Genomic DNA, 15,949 nt, shown 5'->3' with positions numbered 1-15,949 from the left:
GCCGTCGCGGTGCGGATGTCGACGCCGGGCTGGAAGAAGATCTTGATGATCCCGATCCCCGGCAGCGACTGGCTCTCGGTGTGCTCCACGTCGTTGACGGTGGTGGTCAGGAACCGCTCGAAGGGCGTGACGATGCGGTTGGACATCTCGCCGGGCGCCATGCCTGCGAAGTTGAACGCCACGCCGATCACCGGCACCCGGATCTCCGGGAAGATGTCGGTGGGCGTGCGCAGCGCCGCCATGATCCCGCCGATCATGATCAGCACTGCCATCACGATGAAGGTGTAGGGGCGCGCGAGCGCGATGCGGACGAGGGCGTTCAAGCGGCCGGGCTCCGGGCGATGCAGTCGCGGGCGCCGCGCGCCGGGCGGCGCGCCGGACAGCCCGGCGGCTCCATGAACCCAGACCGCAGGCCAAGGCCAATGAAGATAGTTTTAAGTTCGCCGTTCGCTCAGGCGTCGATGCCGCGCGGCCAGCAGCTCAGCGCCACCCGCAGGCCCGGCCGGGCGTCCTCCAGGGCCAGGGTGAAGTGGTGCATCCGCGCGATCGCCGTGACGATGCTGAGGCCCAGCCCCGAGCCCGGCTCGGTGCGCGCGCGGGCCGCGCGGTAGAAGCGCTGCAGCACCACGTCGCGCTCGGCCGCCGGCACGCCGGGGCCGTTGTCGGCCACCTCGATCCGCGGCCCGTCCGCGCAGGTCGTCAGGCGCACCGTGACCCGGCCGCCCTCGGGCGTGAACTTGAGCGCATTGTCCACCAGGTTGCTCACCGCCTCGAACAGCAGGGTCGAGTCGGCCCGCACTTCGGGCGCGTCCGGCGCGATGTCGGCCGCCAGCTCGACCCCGCGGTCCTCCGCCGCCGGCGCGTGCAGCTCGATCACATGCTCCAGGACGCTCTGCAGGCGCACCGGCGCGAAGAAGGCCTGGCGGTCGCGCCGCTCGATCTCGCCGATCCGCTGCAGGGCCCGGAAGCGGGTGAGCAATTCGTCGGTCTCCGCCAGGGCCTGGTCGATCATCGCCCGCTCGGGGCCGGCCAGCTTGGTCTCCTGATGCACCCGCCATAGCAGCGCGCGCAGGCGGTTCAGCGGGGTCCGCAGGTCGTGGGCGACGTTCTCGCCGACGCTCTTGACCTCCCAGAGCAGCCGCTCGGTCTCGTCCATCATGGCGTTGGCGACGCCGGCCAGCATGTCGATCTCGTCGCGCCGCCGCGAGACCGGCAGGCGCACGCCCAGTTCGCCCTGCAGCGCGGCGCGGCTGGCCTCGCGCAGGTTGTCGATGCGCCGAAGGGGCCGAAGGCTGAGCGCCGCGGCGGCGGCCAGGCCGAGCACCAGGATCAGCCCGCCGCTGAGCGCGAGCGCATTGACGATGATGTCGCGCAGGCCGGACAGCACCAGGGCGTCGTGGCCCACGACCAGGATCTCGCCCCACGGCAGCCGCTCGGCCAGGGCGCGCGAGCCGGGCTGCAGGTTGGGGACGCGGATCTCGCGCGGCGCGCCGTCCAGCGGCAGGTTGGGCGGCAGGGTCCGGACGTTGCCGCAGATCCAGATGCCGTCGGCGGAGAACAGGCCGTAGTACTCGATGTGGCGGGTGTCGCTGGCCACCGCCTGGGTCACCCGTTCGGGCAGCCGCTCGGCCCCGCCCGCGGCCAGGTTCCGCGCCTCGGAGGTCACGATGCCGTCGATCTGGCCGGACACATAGCCCGCGGTCTGCTGGTAGATCAGGCCCAGCAGGGCCATGAGCGCCAGGGCGAAGACCGCGCCGTTGAACAGGGTCAGGCGGAACGGCGTCGTGCGCCAGAGCTCACGCGGGCGCATGGAGGGCGAAGCCTGAGCCGCGGATGGTGTGGATCATCGCCGGCAGGCCGGGGCGGTCGATCTTGCGCCGCAGCCGCCCCAGATGGACGTCGATCAGGTTGGTGCCGGGGTCGAAATGGTAGCCCCAGATCGCCTCGAAGATCATGGTCCGGGTCAGCACCTGGCCGGAGTTGCGCATCAGATATTCCAGCAGCTTGAACTCCGTCGGCATCAGCCGGATTTCCGTGCCAGCACGATGGGCCGTGCGGGTGATCAGGTCGAGGTCCAGGTCGCCGACGGTCAGGCTGGGGGCCGGCGTCGGGGCCGCGCGGCGGCGCAGCAGCACCTCGATGCGCGCCGCCAGCTCCTCCGAGGCGAAGGGCTTGGTCATGTAGTCGTCGCCGCCGGCCCGCAGGCCGCGGATGCGCTCGTCCACGTCGCTGAGCGCGCTGATCATCAGCACCGGCGCGTCGATGCCGGCGCCGCGCATGGCGGTGACGATGGCCAGGCCGTCCCCACCGGGCAGCAGGCGGTCGAGGATCACCGCGTCGAAGGCCCCGCTGAGCGCCCGGTCCATGCCCACCGCCCCGTCGGCCACCCACTCGATGTCGAACCCGTGCTGGCCCAGCTCGGCGACGATCTCCTTGCCCGTGGTGGCGTCGTCTTCGATCGCCAGGATCTTCGGCATCGCGGTTCCTGCGGGTGGCTCGCCCGTCGCGGGTCTGTAGCGCGAAACCGCCGGCTCGCCCATAACTCGGGAAACGAGGGGACGACCCGCTTGGGCGCAGCCGCCGCATCGAAGACCAAAACCTCGGGCCGTCCCGGGAACGGCGGCCGCTTCGCCGGCATGCGCCTGCTGCGCGGCGGGACCTTCCTGATGGGCTCGGAGGACTTCTACGCCGACGAGCGGCCGGTGCGGCCCGCCACGGTGGGCGACTTCTGGATCGACGAGACGCCGGTCACCAACGCCGCCTTCGCCCGCTTCGTGGAGGCCACCGGCTATCGGACCTTCGCCGAGGTCCCGCCGGATCCGCGCGACTATCCGGGCATGGACCCGCAGATGGCCCGGGCCGGATCGCTGGTGTTCTGGCCGCCTGAGGAGCCCGTCGACGTGCAGGGCCCGGCGACCTGGTGGCGGTTCGTCTTCGGCGCCGACTGGAAAAAGCCGCTAGGCCCGCAGGGGCCGGACGCCGCGCCCGACCATCCGGCGGTCCACATAGCCCACGTCGACGCCGCGGCCTACGCCCGGTGGGCGCGCAAGGCGCTGCCCAGCGAGGCGGAGTGGGAATATGCCGCGCGCGGCGGCCTGGAGGGCGCCGCCTACGCCTGGGGCGATGAGTTCGAGCCCGGCGGGATCAGCCTGGCCAAGACCTGGCAAGGCGTCTTCCCGCACGACAACCGCGCGCCGCCCGGGCTGGCGCGCACCTCGCCGGTCGGCGCCTATCCGCCCAACGGCTTCGGACTCCACGACATGATCGGCAACGTCTGGGAGTGGACCGACGACTACTACGCGCTGCCCTCGACGCCGGGAGCCGCCTGCTGCGGCAAGCCGCGCTCGGAGGCCCTGGCGGCGGCGCAGAGCTGCGATCCCGACTCGCCGGTGGCGGGCATCCCGCGGCGGGTCGCCAAGGGCGGCTCCCACCTGTGCGCCCCCAACTACTGCCGGCGCTACCGGCCCGCGGCGCGCTGGCCGCAGCCGATCGACACCACCACGTCGCACATGGGTTTCCGCTGCGTCGTGCGGAGATAAGACGGCCGATCAGCGGGAGACGAGGCCCTGGACCAGGGTGAGAAGCGCGGCCCGCATCTCGGGAGACCGGATCTTGCCGAACGCCGCCAGCAGGCGCGCCGCGTCGCTTTCGGGATCGGCCGGCGGGGCGGCGGGGTCGATGTCGTGGAGCAACTGCATCACCGGCAGGGCCAGCGCGTCCGACAGCTTGACCAGCATGCTCGCGGAGACCCGGTTGGCCCCGTTCTCGTACTTCTGCACCTGCTGGAACGTGATCCCGAGCTTGCCGCCCAGCGCCGACTGGGACAGCCCGAGCTCGCGCCGTCGGCGGCGGATGCGCTCGCCCAGGGCGACATCGGTGGCGCCGCTGCGAGGTGTTCGAGAATCGGCGGCCATCTAGGCTCCTGGCGTGGCGCGGCGGGATCCGCATGAATTCGCCGGAGACGGAGAGCCTGGAGACAAGCTTTACCGAACGGCGTTTTATTCCCGTGAATCGGCTATAGCGAAGGGGGGTGGCCCTAGCTACAGCACGGGGGTTGCGATCCTACCGGTCGGTCCGCAACCATGCCGCGCAACGCGCAAGAATCGAGCGACAATCCGGCTCAATTGGGAAAGCGGGTAGGCCATGTGTGACACCGCCGTGGCCCTGGCGGGCTCGACCGCGCGCGGGGCGACCTTGTTCGCCAAGAACAGCGACCGGGAGCGCAACGAGGCCCAGGGCCTGGAGATGACCCCCCGCCGCGTCGGCGGCGGCCCTCTGAAGGCCACCTACATCGTCATTCCCGACGCGCCCGCGACCTACGCCTGCTTGCTCAGTCGGCCGTTCTGGATGTGGGGCGCGGAGATGGGCGCGAACGAGCATGGCGTGGCGATCGGCAACGAGGCCCTGCACGCCAAGACGCCCGCCCAGCGCAAGCGCGCGCTCACCGGCATGGACCTGGTGCGCCTTGGCCTGGAGCGGGCGGCCACGGCGGCGGAGGCGGTGGAGGTGATCACCGGCCTCCTGGAGCAGTACGGCCAGGGCGGCGACTGCGGCCACCTGGGGCGCTTCTACTACGACAACGGCTTCATCATCGCCGACCCGACCGAGGCCTATGTGCTGGAGACCGCCGGGCGCTGGTGGGCGGTCGAGCGGGTGCGCCGCCACCGGGCGCTCTCCAACGCCTATTCGATCGGCCGGTCGTACGACGCCGTCAGCGACGACCTCGCGGCCCACGCCCGCGCCGAGGGCTGGACGGGATTCGGCGGGCGCTTCGACGTGGCCGCCCACCTGATCGACGAGGCGCGCGATGCGGTCAGCTTCGGCCGCGGCCGCTGCGCGCGGGGCAACGCCTTGCTGTCCAAGGGCGCGCCCTGGCTCGACCCGCGCGAGATGATGGCGATCCTGCGCGACCATGGCGAGGCGCGCGACTGGAGCCCGGCCAATACGGTGGGGCGCACCATCTGCATGCACGCCGCCGAGGGCCCCCGGCGCAGCCAGTCGGTGGCCTCCATGGTGAGCGAGCTGCGCCCCGGCCGGACCGTCCACTGGGTCACCGCGAGCGCCGCGCCCTGCACCGCCATCTTCAAGCCGGTGCTGTTCGAGACCGGCCTGCCGTTCCATGAGGCGGAACCCAACGACTGGTACGATCCGCAGAGCCTGTGGTGGCGGCATGAGGAGCTGCACCGGGCCATGCTGCGCGATCTTCCGGCGGCGCTTGCCGAAATCGCGGGCGACCGCGATCGGCTGGAGGCCGGCTTCATCGCCCAGGTCGACGCGGCCTTCGCCGGCGGGCCGGAGGCCTTGTGGCACGCCGTCGTCGAGTGCTGGCGGGAGGCCGACGCCTTCGAGGCGCACTGGGCGCGGACCTTCCAGGGCCGCGGCTCGGCGGGCGCCAGCCGCCACGCGCGCAGTTGGGCCCGGCTCAATCATCTGGCGGGCCTGCCGCGAACCTGATTTCGTAGGCGCCATAGCCAAGGGTCGCCCCATGAACGACGTCTCCGATCGCCTGAACCGCCCCGACCTCGACGCCTACTGGATGCCGTTCACCGCGAACCGGCAGTTCAAGGCCGATCCGCGCCTGATCGTCGCCGCCAAGGGGATCTACTACCGCACCGAGGACGGGCGCGAGGTGATCGACGGCTCGTCGGGGCTGTGGTGCGTCAACGCCGGCCACGGGCGCGAGGAGATCGCCGCGGCGGTCAGCCAGCAGTTGCTGGCCCTCGACTATGCGCCGTCCTTCCAGATGGGCCATCCGCTGGCCTTCGACTTCGCCACCGCGCTGGCCAGGCTCGCCCCGCCCGGCCTGGACCGGATCTTCTTCACCGGTTCCGGCTCGGAGTCGGTCGACACCGCCCTGAAGATCGCGCTCGCCTACCACCGCGCCCGCGGCGAGGGGCAGCGCACCCGGCTGATCGGGCGCGAGAAGGGCTATCACGGGGTGGGCTTCGGCGGCATCTCGGTGGGCGGCCTGGTCAACAACCGCCGGGCCTTCCTGACCCTGCCGGGCGCCGAGCACCTGGTCCACACCCATGACCTGGCGAAGAACGCCTTCTCCAGGGGCCAGCCGGCCCATGGCGCCGAAAGGGCCGACGACCTGGAGAGGCTGGTCGCGCTGCATGGCGCGGAGACCATCGCCGCGGTGATCGTCGAGCCGGTGGTGGGCTCGGCCGGCGTCCTGCCGCCGCCGGTCGGCTACCTGGAGCGCCTGCGCGAACTCTGCACGAAGCACGGGATCCTGCTGATCTTCGACGAGGTGATCACCGGCTTCGGCCGCCTGGGCGCCCCCTTCGCCGCCCAGTTCTTCGGCGTCACCCCCGACCTGATGACCACCGCTAAGGGGGTGACCAACGGCGCCTTCCCCATGGGCGCGGTGTTCGCCAGCCGCGGCGTCCACGACGCCATGATGCGCGGGCCCGAGAACGCCATGGAGCTGTTCCACGGCTACACCTACTCTGGCCACCCCGCCGGCTGCGCGGCGGGCCTGGCCACGCTGGAGATCTATCGCCGCGAGGGCTTGCTGACCCGCGCCACGGAGCTGTCGCCGGCCTGGGAAGCGGCGGTGCACAGCCTGCGGGACTGCCCCAACGTGATCGACATCCGCAACCTCGGCCTGATGGCGGCCGTGGAGCTGGCGCCGCGCCCCGACGCGCCGGGCGTGCGGGGCTACGAGACCCTGGTCCGCGCCCTGAAAGCCGGGGCCCTGATCCGCACCACCGGCGACACCATCGCCATGTCGCCGCCGCTGACCATCAGCGTCGAGGAGATCGGCCGCCTGGTCGAGATCCTGCGCGGGGTGCTGCAGGGCGTCGAATAGCCCGGTCATCCGCGTGAAGATGTTGCGACAGCGGTGGCCGTGGCCCGCGCGGCGCACTATCTGCCAAGCTTCATAACCGGAGAAACGCCCTTGTCGCTCTCGCTCTACGACGCCTCGATCCCCGTCTACCTGCAGCTTCTGCGCAACCTGAACCACTTCCTGGGCAAGGCCGAGACCTTCGCCGCCGAGGAGGGCGTCACCCTGGCCAGCCTGACCGAGCTGAACTTCGGCCACGGCATGGCGAACTTCACCCGCCAGATCCAGTTCGCCAGCGACGCGGCCAAGGGCGGCGCCGCGCGCCTGGCCGGCGTCGAACCGCCCTCGATGCCCGACACCGAGACCACCTTCCCGGAACTGCGCGAGCGGATCGCGAAGACCATCGCCTTCGTGGAATCCCTGAAGCCCGAGCAACTCGACGGCGACGACAGCCGCGAGATCGTCCTGAAATTCCCCAACGGAAGCATGACCTTCACCGCCAAGAGCTTCCTGCTGACCTTCTCGCTGCCGAACTTCATCTTCCACGTGACCACGGCCTACGACCTGCTGCGCAGCGCCGGCGTGCCGTTGGGCAAGATGGACTTCCTGGCCGGCGCGGGCGCGCCGGGGGCCTAGCTCCAACCACCCTACAAATCTCGTCATCCTCCGGTCAGCCGCAGGCTGGTCCGGGGGACCCATGATCTCCACGGTCGTAGTTGGAAGCGCGGCGTCGCAATCCTGAGATAACCCGCAGCGATTGAGATCATGGGTCCCCCGGATCGCCTCTTCGGGCGACCGGAGGATGACGAGCAATTTGGGAAGGAGAGCCGCCGGCGGGCTGCGGCTTAAATCTCATGGCGGCCCGTCGCCTTCGGGCCAGCCGAAGTCGGCAACGACCGCTGAAGTCATGCCCCCAACCGTCCCTCGAACACAAAGCTCTCCACCGGCTCCCGCCCGCTCGGAACCTCCCGCGCCCGATAGGCCTCAGGCAGCACGCTCGCCTCCGTCGGGCGGCCGATGGCGATGGCGGCCTCCACGCGGTAGTCGCTCTCCGGCGCGCCCAGGGCCTCGTACGCCTTGTCCACGTGGAAGCCGCCCATGCCGTGCGCGGCCCAGCCCAGGTGCTGGGCCTGCAGCGCCAGGTAGGCCCAGGCGGCGCCGGTGTCGAAGCTGTGGCTGCGGTTCGGCGTGGGGTCGGCGCCGGGCTTGCGGCGAAAGCGGTCGGACAGCACGTAGGCCAGGACCGAGGCGTTCACCACCCAGGCCTGGTTCATGTCCATCAGCGCGCCGAACAGCGGCTCCCACTGCGGCGTCCCGCGCCGGGCGTAGACGAAGCGCCAGGGCTGGATGTTGCTTGCCGAGGGCGCCCATCGCGCCGCCTCGAACATCGACAGCAGCACCTCCTGCGGGATCTCCTCGCCGGTGAACGCGCGCGGCGACCAGCGGGTCAGGAAGATCGGGTCGATGTCGTGGTCGGCGGTGCGGGTGTTCAGGGTCAGGGGCATCTTCAATCCGCTCATCCCCGCGAAAGCGGGGACCCAAGGTGTTTTGTGTTTCAGAGTCCGCCTCGCCCCGGCCGGGGACACCTCAAACTCTGCAACGAAATAGGCCTGGGTCCCCGCTTTCGCGGGGATGAGCGGGGGAGGGAGCGAGGAAGCTATAACCTCCCGATGTGGGCGATGGAGGCGATCTCGACCAGGAAGTCGGGCCGCACCAGGCCGCAGACGATGCAGAACCGGGCCGGCTTGTCGCCCGGGAAGTACTCCGCATAGACCTTGTTCATCGTGGCGTAGTCGGCCCAGTCCTTCAGGAAGATGTGATTCATGGTCACGTCGTCCATGGTCCCGCCGGCGGTCTCGATCACCGACTTGATGGTCTCCAGCACCTGGCGCGTCTGAGCCTCGCAGTCGCCGACATGGGCGACGTTGTTGTCCTTGTCGAAGGCCAGCGTGCCCGAAACGTAGACCACCCCGTCGGCCAGGGTTCCGGGCGAGAAGGGGGCGATCGGCTTCTGGGTCCCGGGCGGCAGGACGACGGTTTTGGGCATTTGGACTTCCTCTTAGTTGGCGGGCGGCGCTTGGCCGATGGTCCCGCAGAAATCGGCGGTGTTGGCCACCCAGCCGAAGAACTTCTCGACGTTGTAGACGGAGGCCTCCTGCAGGAAGGCCGGGCCCGCCTGGTGGGTGGCGTCCTCCAGCAGCACGCCGAAGTACTCCAGGTGATAGCCGTCGCGCAGGGTCGATTCCACACAGACGTTGGTGGCGATGCCGCAGAACGCCAGGTTCCGGATCCCGCGCGCCCGCAGCATCGAATCGAGGGCCGTGTTGAAGAACGCCGAGTACCGCGGCTTGGGGATGACGATGTCGCCCTTCTGGGGTTTCAGCCTGTCGACCAGGGCGTAGTCCCAGGTGCCCTTGGCCAGCAGGGTCCCTTCCAGCTCCGGCTTGTCGCGCATGGTCTTCAGCGCATTGGACTTCCACCAGTTGGGCGAGCCCGGCCCGCCGGCCTCGGCGTAGTCCGGATCCCAGCCGTTCTGGAAATAGACCACCTGCACGCCTGCGCGCCGCGCCGCCTCGATGGCCAGGGCGATCTTCTCTATGACCGCGGCCGCCCCGCCGATATCGAAGCCGGCGATGTCCAGGTAGCCGCCCTGCGAGGCGTAGGCGTTCTGCATGTCGACCACGATCAGCGCGGTCTCGCCCGGGTTGATCGGCAGGTTCTCCGGCCGGGCCGGCAGGGTGACCGCGCCCTCGCGCGGCACGGTGGGACGGTCAGTCATGAGGCGCTCCAAACCTCCCCCGTCGCGAAGACGACGGGGGAGGGGGACCACGACGTGGTGGAGGGGACGCTGGGAACGCAGTGCGGCGGCAGCGCCCCCTCCACCGCTAACGCGGTCCCCCTCCCCCGCCTTGCGGGTGAGGTTTCAGGCCGGCGCATGGACGTTCGCCCTCGATTTCATGAGCGGCTGGATCTTCGTCCCGAAGTCGTCGACGCCGCGCACGAAGTCATCGAAGACCAGCAGGACGCCCTTGGTGTCCGGCACGGCGGCCACCTCGTCCAGCATCGCGGCCACGCTTCCGTAGGAGCCGACCAGGGTGCCCATGTTCAGGTTCACCGCCGATTCCGGGGCGGCGAGCTGGGTGGTGTTGGTGTTGCTGGTCCCGCCCTGGGCGTTCGGCGCGGCCTGGTTGGTGAGCCAGGCCAGCGCGTCCTGGTCGGCGCCCTCGCGGTAGAGCCGCCACTTGGCCATGGCCTTCTCGTCGGTGTCATCGGCGATGATCATGAACAGGATGTAGGAGCCGACGTCGCGGCCGGTCTTGGCCCTCGCCGCCGCCAGCCGCCCATTGACCGGGGCGAAGGCGGTGGGCGTGTTGGTCCCCTTGCCGAGCGCGAAGCTGTAGTCCGCATACTGAGCGGTGAAAGCCAGGCCCTCGTCGCTGGACCCCGCGCAGATGATCTTCACGTCGTGCGGCCTGGGACTGACCCGGCAGTCCTCCATCTGCAGGTACTGGCCCTTGAAGTCGCTGACCCCGGTCTCCATCAGTTCCTTCAGCACCGTCGCGTATTCGGCCAGGTAGTTGTAGCGGTCCTTGTAGTGGCTCTCGCCGGGCCACAGACCCATCTGGTCGTACTCGGCCTTCTGCCAGCCGGTGATCAGGTTGATGCCGAAGCGGCCGGGCCCGGCGATGGAATCGATGGTGGACGCCATCCGCGCGGCGATGGCCGGCGGCAGGGTGAGCGTCGCGGCCGTGGCGAAGATCTTGATCCGGCTGGTGACGGCCGCCAGGCCCGCCATCAGGGTGAAGCTCTCCAGGTTGTGCTCCCAGAACTGCGTCTTCCCGCCGAAGCCGCGCAGCTTGATCATCGAGAGCGCGAAGTCGAAGCCGTAGCCCTCCGCCGCCTGCACGATCCGCTTGTTCAGCTCGAAGCTCGGCATGTACTGCGGCGAGGTCTCCGAGATGAGCCAGCCGTTGTTGCCGATCGGGATGAAGACGCCGATGTCCATGCAAGACCGTCCTTGAGGCGCGCGCGGACGCCGATCAGGCCCGCAATTGCCAGGCTTTTGCAAGCCGCCGGGACGGACTATTCCGCCGCCCTGGCGGCGGGCGCTTCATCCGTGTGCGATGGGCGGACATAGACGTAGGCGACGCGCCCGTCCGTGGCCTGCAGGCATTGCGTGATCTCGAGTATGGCGGCGTCGATCGAGGTGCTGGTGGCCTTCGGCCGGAAAGTCAGGGTCAGCGCCACCAGGATCGCGCCGGGGCCCAGGTGCAGGGTGGCGATCTCGTCCAGCCTGGTGATGCAGTTGATCGCGTCCAGGGTCTCCTTCAGCCGTTCCATGACGATCGGCGCGACGGACTCGCCGGCGATCAAGCTGCGGGTCTCGTTGGCCAGGACGAAGGCCACGCAGGCCAGCAGCAGGCCGATGGCGACCGAGGCCGCGCCATCGGCCCAGGCGATGTGGAAGAATCCGGAGGCGATCACGCCTGCCGCCGCCAGGACGATGCCGACCAGGGCGGCGGAATCCTCCAGCAGGACCGAGACCATTCCGGCGTCCTTGGAGTTGCGGATGAACGCCCACAGGCGGATCGGCGCGCCGCGCACGACCCGCTTGTACTCGCGGTAGCCGACCCGGAACGACAGGCCCTCGAAGACCGCCGAGACCGCCAGGACGCCCAGGCTGATCCAGGGCGAGACCACCGGCTCGGGATGCAGGATGTGGCGCACCCCCTCGTAGACCGACAGCAGGCCCCCCAGGACGAAGACCATCAGGGCGACGATGAACGACCAGAAATAGGCCTCCATGCCGTAGCCCAGCGGATGGGTCTCGTCGGGCGGCCGCCGCCCCCGCGCCTGGCCGACCAGCAGCAACAACTGGTCGCCCGTGTCGACCAGCGAGTGGATCGCCTCGGTGAGCATGGCCGTCGAGCCGGAGATGGCCGCGGCCACGAACTTCGCCAGCGCGATCGCGCCGTTGCCGGCGAGCGCGGTCAGCACCACCCGTGCGGAGCCCTGCGCCATGCCCGATCCTCTCCTAAGCCCGGGCGGGATCAGGCCGCGATCAGCCGTGGCGCGTCAACTCAGGCGGGCGGCAGCATGGCCGTGACCGAGTTGGTCTTGGAGATGAACTTCACGCCCTTCAGGCGGTCCGCCGGGTAGCCCGACCAGGCGCCCTTCACCGCGATGGGCGTCGGCGCGGCGGCGCCGCTCGCCGGCTTGTCGGCGACCACGTCCACCTCGTAGATCCCGTCCTTGGGCGCGCCGGGATTGATCCGTTGCAGGAAACCCGACTTGTTGTAGCCGGGCATGCCGACGCTGCCGCTCGCCATCATCTCGAGCGCGCCGCCCTTGCCGACCTTGACGGTCGCGGTGTCGACCTTGTCGATCATTTCCTGGCCCGCATACATCTGCGCCGAGCGGCCGAAATACTTGGGCGCCGCCGGCGCGGCGGCGGCGGCTTTGGTGTCGTCTGTCTTGGATGAATCACAGGCTGAAAGGCCGAGGGCGGCGAACAGGCCCACGGCCAGGATCACACAACGCATAGACATCCTCCCATTTCTTATTGGCCGCGAGGGTGCGCCCGGACGCGGCTGCGCCGCAAGCTTCACTTTGGGGCGCGGCTCGCCGCCGCCGCGGCCTTGGGCTACGACTCCGTCCGGCAAGAGCTGCGGAGGGTGCGTCATGGGTCGGGGTCTGAGGGTGGGCGTGTGCGCGGCGGCCTTGTCGCTGGCCTTGCCCGGGCTGGCGGATGCGGCCAGGCCGCCGGTCGCCCGGCCCTGGATGAACCCCAGGCTCAGCCCCGACGCCCGCGCCGAACTGGTGCTGGCCAAGCTCTCCCTCGACCAGCAGATCGCCCTGCTGCACGGCAGCATGCCGATGTTCCTGGGCGCCAGGAAGCCGGCCAATGTCGCGATCTCGGCCGGCTACATGCCGGGCGTTCCCGAACTCGGCATTCCCGACCTGACCGAGAGCGACGCCAGCCTCGGCGTCGCCAACGCCGGGCGCAAGGACGACGACGCAACGCCCCTGCCCTCCGGCATGGCGCTCGCCGCCACCTGGGACCCGCAGACCGCCTTCGCCTCCGGCGCCATGATCGGCAAGGAGGCTCGGCAGAAGGGCTTCAACACCCTGCTGGCCGGCGGCGCGAACCTGCTGCGCGACCCCCGCAACGGCCGCAACTTCGAATATCTGGGCGAGGACCCGCTGCTGACCGGGACCCTGGCCGGCGCCGCCATCAGGGGGATCCAGTCCAACCACATCGTCTCCACCGTCAAGCACTTCGCGCTCAACGACCAGGAGACCGGGCGCATGGTGCTGGACGCGCGCATCGACGAGGCGGCGTTCCGCGAGAGCGACCTCCTGGCCTTCGAGATCGCCATCGAGGCCGGCCACCCGGGCTCGGTGATGTGCGCCTACAACCGGGTCGGCGGGACCTACGCCTGCGAGAACCCGTTCCTGCTCACCGACGTGCTGCGCACCGACTGGAAGTATCCGGGCTGGGTGATGAGCGACTGGGGCGCGGTGCACGGCGTCGCGGCGGCCAAGGCCGGCCTCGACCAGGAGAGCGGCCAGCAGCTCGACAAGCAGGTGTTCTTCGACAAGCCGCTGAAGGACGCGGTGGCCGGCGGCGAGGTCTCGAAGGCCCGCATTCACGAGATGGCCCACCGCTATCTGCGCAGCCTGTTCGCCGCGGGCGTCATCGACCATCCGGTCAGCGCCGGCGGCCTCGATACGGCCGCCGACTCGCAGGTGGCGGGCCGCGCGGCCGAGCAGGCCGTCGTGCTCCTGAAGAACGACGGCGCCCTCCTGCCCTTGCTGGCCTCGGCCAGGCGGATCGCGGTGATCGGCGGCCACGCGGACCTGGGCGTGATCTCCGGCGGCGGCTCGTCCCAGGTGATCCCGCTGGGCTCGAAGGCCTTCCCCAAGCCCAAGGGCGCCCCGCAGTGGGGCGGCGGCCAGATCTACGATCCGTCGGCGCCCCTGGCCGCGATCAAGGCCCGCGCGCCGGGCGCCGAGGTGGTGTTCGACGAAGGCGCCGATCCGGCCGCCGCGGCCGCGCTCGCCAGGTCCGCCGACGTCGTGGTGGTCTTCGCGACCCAGTGGTCCACCGAGGGCATGGACATCGCCATGTCCCTGGACGGTCAGCAGGACGCCCTGATCGCCGCCGTCGCCCAGGCCAATCCGAAGACCGTGGCGGTGCTGGAGACCGCAGGGCCCGTCCTAATGCCCTGGCGCGACAAGGCGGGCGCGATCCTCGAGGCCTGGTACCCCGGCGCGCTCGGCGGCGAGGCGATCGCCAAGGCCCTGTTCGGCGAGGTCGATCCGCAGGGCCGCCTGCCCGCCACCTTCCCGGCCAGCCTCGACCAGCTCGCCCGGCCGGTCCTGCCGGGCGCCGACCAGCACATCGTCGAGACCCTGACCCCCTCGGCCGCCCAGCCTTTCGACGTCGTCTATGCGGAGGGCTCCGACGTCGGCTACCGCGCCTTCGCCAGGTCCGGCCAGGCGCCGCTCTACCCGTTCGGCTACGGCCTCTCCTACACGACGTTCCGCTACTCCGGCCTGAAGGTCACCGGCGGCAAGTCGCTCACGGCCAGCTTCACCGTCACCAATGCCGGCAACCGCGCCGGGACCGACACGCCGCAACTCTACCTGGCCGCGGCGCCCAAGCGCGCGCAGCAGCGCCTGATCGGCTGGTCGAAGGTGACGCTGAAGCCCGGCGAGGCGCGCCGGGTCACCGTGACGGCGCCGCCGCGGATGCTCGCCAACTGGAGCTCGAACGCCCACGGCTGGCGACTCGACGGCGGCGCCTACCAGGTCTTCGTGGGTCCCGACGCCGCCACGGCCGCGCTGAAAGGCTCAGCCAAGCTGGCGGCGGCCAACCTCGAGCCCTGAATCAAAAACCTCCCCCGTGCAGACGGGGGAGGTTTTCAGGCCCGGCCCTTACTTGGCGTCGTCGTAGAACTTCGCCACTTCGGCCTTCATGGTCTTCAGGGCGTCCTGGTTCAGATAGACCATGTGCCCGGACGGGTAGTACCCGAAGCGCACATTGTTCTTGATCGACGGGTCCAGATAGAGGTGCGCGATGTCGTACTCGGTCCCGAAGAACGGCGTGGCCATGTCGTAGAGGCCGTTCAGCGAGAAGATCTTCAGGTGCGGGTTCTGGCGCATCGCGACGCCCATGTCGGCCGCCGTATTGGCCACCGGCTCCTTGCGACCGCCGCCGCCGAAGCCGCCGCCCGGCGGACGGTGCTTCCAGTCCCAGGCCTGGTTGATGCCGGGGCCCGACGGCCAGTAGTTCAGGTCCGTCGTGTAGCCGAGGCCCTGTTCCAGCCAGTCGTGCAGGGCGCCGACATAGGCGCCGTTGATGCCGGTGTCGGAGGGATCGTATTCCGGGTTCTCGCCGGCGTTGTCGGCGTTGATGCCGGTGAAGCGGGTGTCATAGCGGCCGAGGATCCGGCCCTGGTCGCGCAGCAGCTCGGTGCGGAAGCGGCTCAGGTCCACGCGCAGATTGGCCCGCTTGATGAAGTCCACAGGGATGCCGATGTAGGCCGAGAGCTGCCTGGCGGTGGCGTCGAACTCCTGCGGGGAGATATCGCCGCCCTTGGTGAGCGCCGCCAGGTACGGGCCCGCCGCCCAGGCGCGGACTTCCTTCAGATAGGCGTTGAGATCGGTGGGCTGGGTCGCCGACTTCTTCCAGTAGACCGCGGTGGCCGCGAAGCTCGGGACGTAGCTGACGTAGGAGTGGTCGAAGCCCGAGTCATGGGCGCCGTAGTTCAGCACCGAGGAGAGCAGCAGCACGCCGTTCACCTGCATGCCGCGCTGCTGCAGGGCGTAGACCAGGCCCGCCGAACGGGTCGTGCCGTAGCTTTCGCCGAACAGGAACTTCGGCGAGTTCCAGCGGTGGTTGATGGTGATGTAGCGCTGGATGCCGCGGGCGAAGGCGTCGATGTCCTGGTCCACGCCCCAGAACTCGGTCCCCTTGGTGTCGCCGAGCGGACGGGAGTAGCCGGCGCCGATGGCGTCCAGGAACACCAGGTCCGACTTGTCGAGCAGGCTCTCGTGGTTCTCGGTGACGGTGAAGGGCGCGGCGTGGGTGGCGTTGGGCGAGTCGGTCATCACGTGCATCGGACCGGCCAGGCCCATGTGCACGAAGAGCGA

16 protein-coding genes are annotated in these 15,949 nt (G+C 70.1%); 5 read left to right on the top strand and 11 right to left on the bottom strand.

Features of this window, described 5'->3' with window-relative positions; translation table 11 throughout:
• The 3 genes from VNW53_RS18500 to VNW53_RS18490 all read right to left on the bottom strand — a co-directional run.
• Nucleotides 1–323, bottom strand: a 323-nt coding sequence (locus VNW53_RS18500; protein WP_325557422.1) for an efflux RND transporter permease subunit, incomplete at its 3' end; no start/stop codon positions are given.
• A gap of 128 nt (nucleotides 324–451) precedes the next feature.
• Entirely contained in the window at nucleotides 452–1,810 is a 1,359-nt protein-coding gene (locus tag VNW53_RS18495) for a HAMP domain-containing sensor histidine kinase (RefSeq protein ID WP_325557421.1), read from the bottom strand.
• A complete protein-coding gene (locus VNW53_RS18490) occupies nucleotides 1,797–2,477 on the bottom strand; it encodes a response regulator transcription factor (RefSeq protein ID WP_325557420.1) in 681 nt (226 codons plus the stop codon). The genes VNW53_RS18495 and VNW53_RS18490 overlap by 14 nt, the downstream gene beginning before the upstream one ends.
• A 90-nt stretch (nucleotides 2,478–2,567) precedes the next feature.
• Between VNW53_RS18490 and VNW53_RS18485 the strand changes: the two genes are divergently transcribed.
• On the top strand, nucleotides 2,568–3,539 hold the full coding sequence (locus VNW53_RS18485; RefSeq protein WP_325557418.1) for a formylglycine-generating enzyme family protein: 972 nt from the start codon (nucleotides 2,568–2,570) through the stop codon (nucleotides 3,537–3,539).
• Nucleotides 3,540–3,548: 9 nt separating this feature from the next.
• On the opposite strand, the gene VNW53_RS18480 is transcribed toward VNW53_RS18485, so the two are convergent.
• Nucleotides 3,549–3,914: a helix-turn-helix domain-containing protein gene (locus VNW53_RS18480; protein WP_325557416.1), complete on the bottom strand. Its 366-nt coding sequence runs from the start codon at nucleotides 3,912–3,914 to the stop codon at nucleotides 3,549–3,551.
• Nucleotides 3,915–4,143: 229 nt separating this feature from the next.
• On the opposite strand from VNW53_RS18480, the gene VNW53_RS18475 reads away from it, so the two are divergent.
• From VNW53_RS18475 to VNW53_RS18465, 3 genes are all read left to right on the top strand, one after another.
• Nucleotides 4,144–5,454, top strand: coding sequence for a C69 family dipeptidase (locus tag VNW53_RS18475; protein ID WP_325557415.1), 1,311 nt, complete (start codon nucleotides 4,144–4,146; stop codon nucleotides 5,452–5,454).
• Between the two features lie 31 nt (nucleotides 5,455–5,485).
• Complete coding sequence (locus VNW53_RS18470; protein ID WP_325557414.1) at nucleotides 5,486–6,814, top strand: aspartate aminotransferase family protein; 1,329 nt, start codon at nucleotides 5,486–5,488, stop codon at nucleotides 6,812–6,814.
• 90 nt (nucleotides 6,815–6,904) lie between these two features.
• Nucleotides 6,905–7,426 (top strand): DUF1993 domain-containing protein, encoded by a 522-nt coding sequence (locus VNW53_RS18465; protein WP_325557412.1) that lies wholly within the window; start codon nucleotides 6,905–6,907, stop codon nucleotides 7,424–7,426.
• A 269-nt stretch (nucleotides 7,427–7,695) separates the two neighbouring features.
• On the opposite strand, the gene VNW53_RS18460 is transcribed toward VNW53_RS18465, so the two are convergent.
• The 6 genes from VNW53_RS18460 to VNW53_RS18435 all read right to left on the bottom strand — a co-directional run bounded on the left by VNW53_RS18460 (nucleotide 7,696) and on the right by VNW53_RS18435 (nucleotide 12,333).
• Nucleotides 7,696–8,295, bottom strand: a complete 600-nt coding sequence (locus tag VNW53_RS18460) for a nitroreductase family protein (RefSeq protein ID WP_325557423.1) — start codon at nucleotides 8,293–8,295, stop codon at nucleotides 7,696–7,698.
• 152 nt (nucleotides 8,296–8,447) lie between these two features.
• Nucleotides 8,448–8,837, bottom strand: coding sequence for a pyrimidine utilization protein C (gene rutC / locus VNW53_RS18455; protein ID WP_325557410.1), 390 nt, complete (start codon nucleotides 8,835–8,837; stop codon nucleotides 8,448–8,450).
• Nucleotides 8,838–8,849: 12 nt separating this feature from the next.
• A complete protein-coding gene (gene rutB, locus VNW53_RS18450) occupies nucleotides 8,850–9,569 on the bottom strand; it encodes a pyrimidine utilization protein B (RefSeq protein WP_325557408.1) in 720 nt (239 codons plus the stop codon).
• Nucleotides 9,570–9,713: 144 nt separating this feature from the next.
• Nucleotides 9,714–10,796, bottom strand: a complete 1,083-nt coding sequence (gene rutA, locus VNW53_RS18445) for a pyrimidine utilization protein A (RefSeq protein ID WP_325557406.1) — start codon at nucleotides 10,794–10,796, stop codon at nucleotides 9,714–9,716.
• Between the two features lie 77 nt (nucleotides 10,797–10,873).
• Nucleotides 10,874–11,812: a cation diffusion facilitator family transporter gene (locus VNW53_RS18440; protein WP_325557404.1), complete on the bottom strand. Its 939-nt coding sequence runs from the start codon at nucleotides 11,810–11,812 to the stop codon at nucleotides 10,874–10,876.
• A gap of 59 nt (nucleotides 11,813–11,871) precedes the next feature.
• A complete protein-coding gene (locus VNW53_RS18435) occupies nucleotides 11,872–12,333 on the bottom strand; it encodes a hypothetical protein (RefSeq protein ID WP_325557402.1) in 462 nt (153 codons plus the stop codon).
• 139 nt (nucleotides 12,334–12,472) lie between these two features.
• Between VNW53_RS18435 and VNW53_RS18430 the strand changes: the two genes are divergently transcribed.
• On the top strand, nucleotides 12,473–14,683 hold the full coding sequence (locus VNW53_RS18430; protein ID WP_325557400.1) for a beta-glucosidase family protein: 2,211 nt from the start codon (nucleotides 12,473–12,475) through the stop codon (nucleotides 14,681–14,683).
• Nucleotides 14,684–14,731: 48 nt separating this feature from the next.
• On the opposite strand, the gene VNW53_RS18425 is transcribed toward VNW53_RS18430, so the two are convergent.
• Nucleotides 14,732–15,949: peptidase S10 (locus VNW53_RS18425; RefSeq protein ID WP_325557398.1), on the bottom strand; the 1,218-nt coding region annotated here is incomplete at its 5' end.

Source organism: Phenylobacterium sp. (assembly GCF_035569475.1).
Taxonomy (GTDB): Bacteria; Pseudomonadota; Alphaproteobacteria; order Caulobacterales; family Caulobacteraceae; genus Phenylobacterium.
Note: the sequence above shows the minus strand (reverse complement) of the source record. Positions and strands in the feature narration are given on the sequence as shown.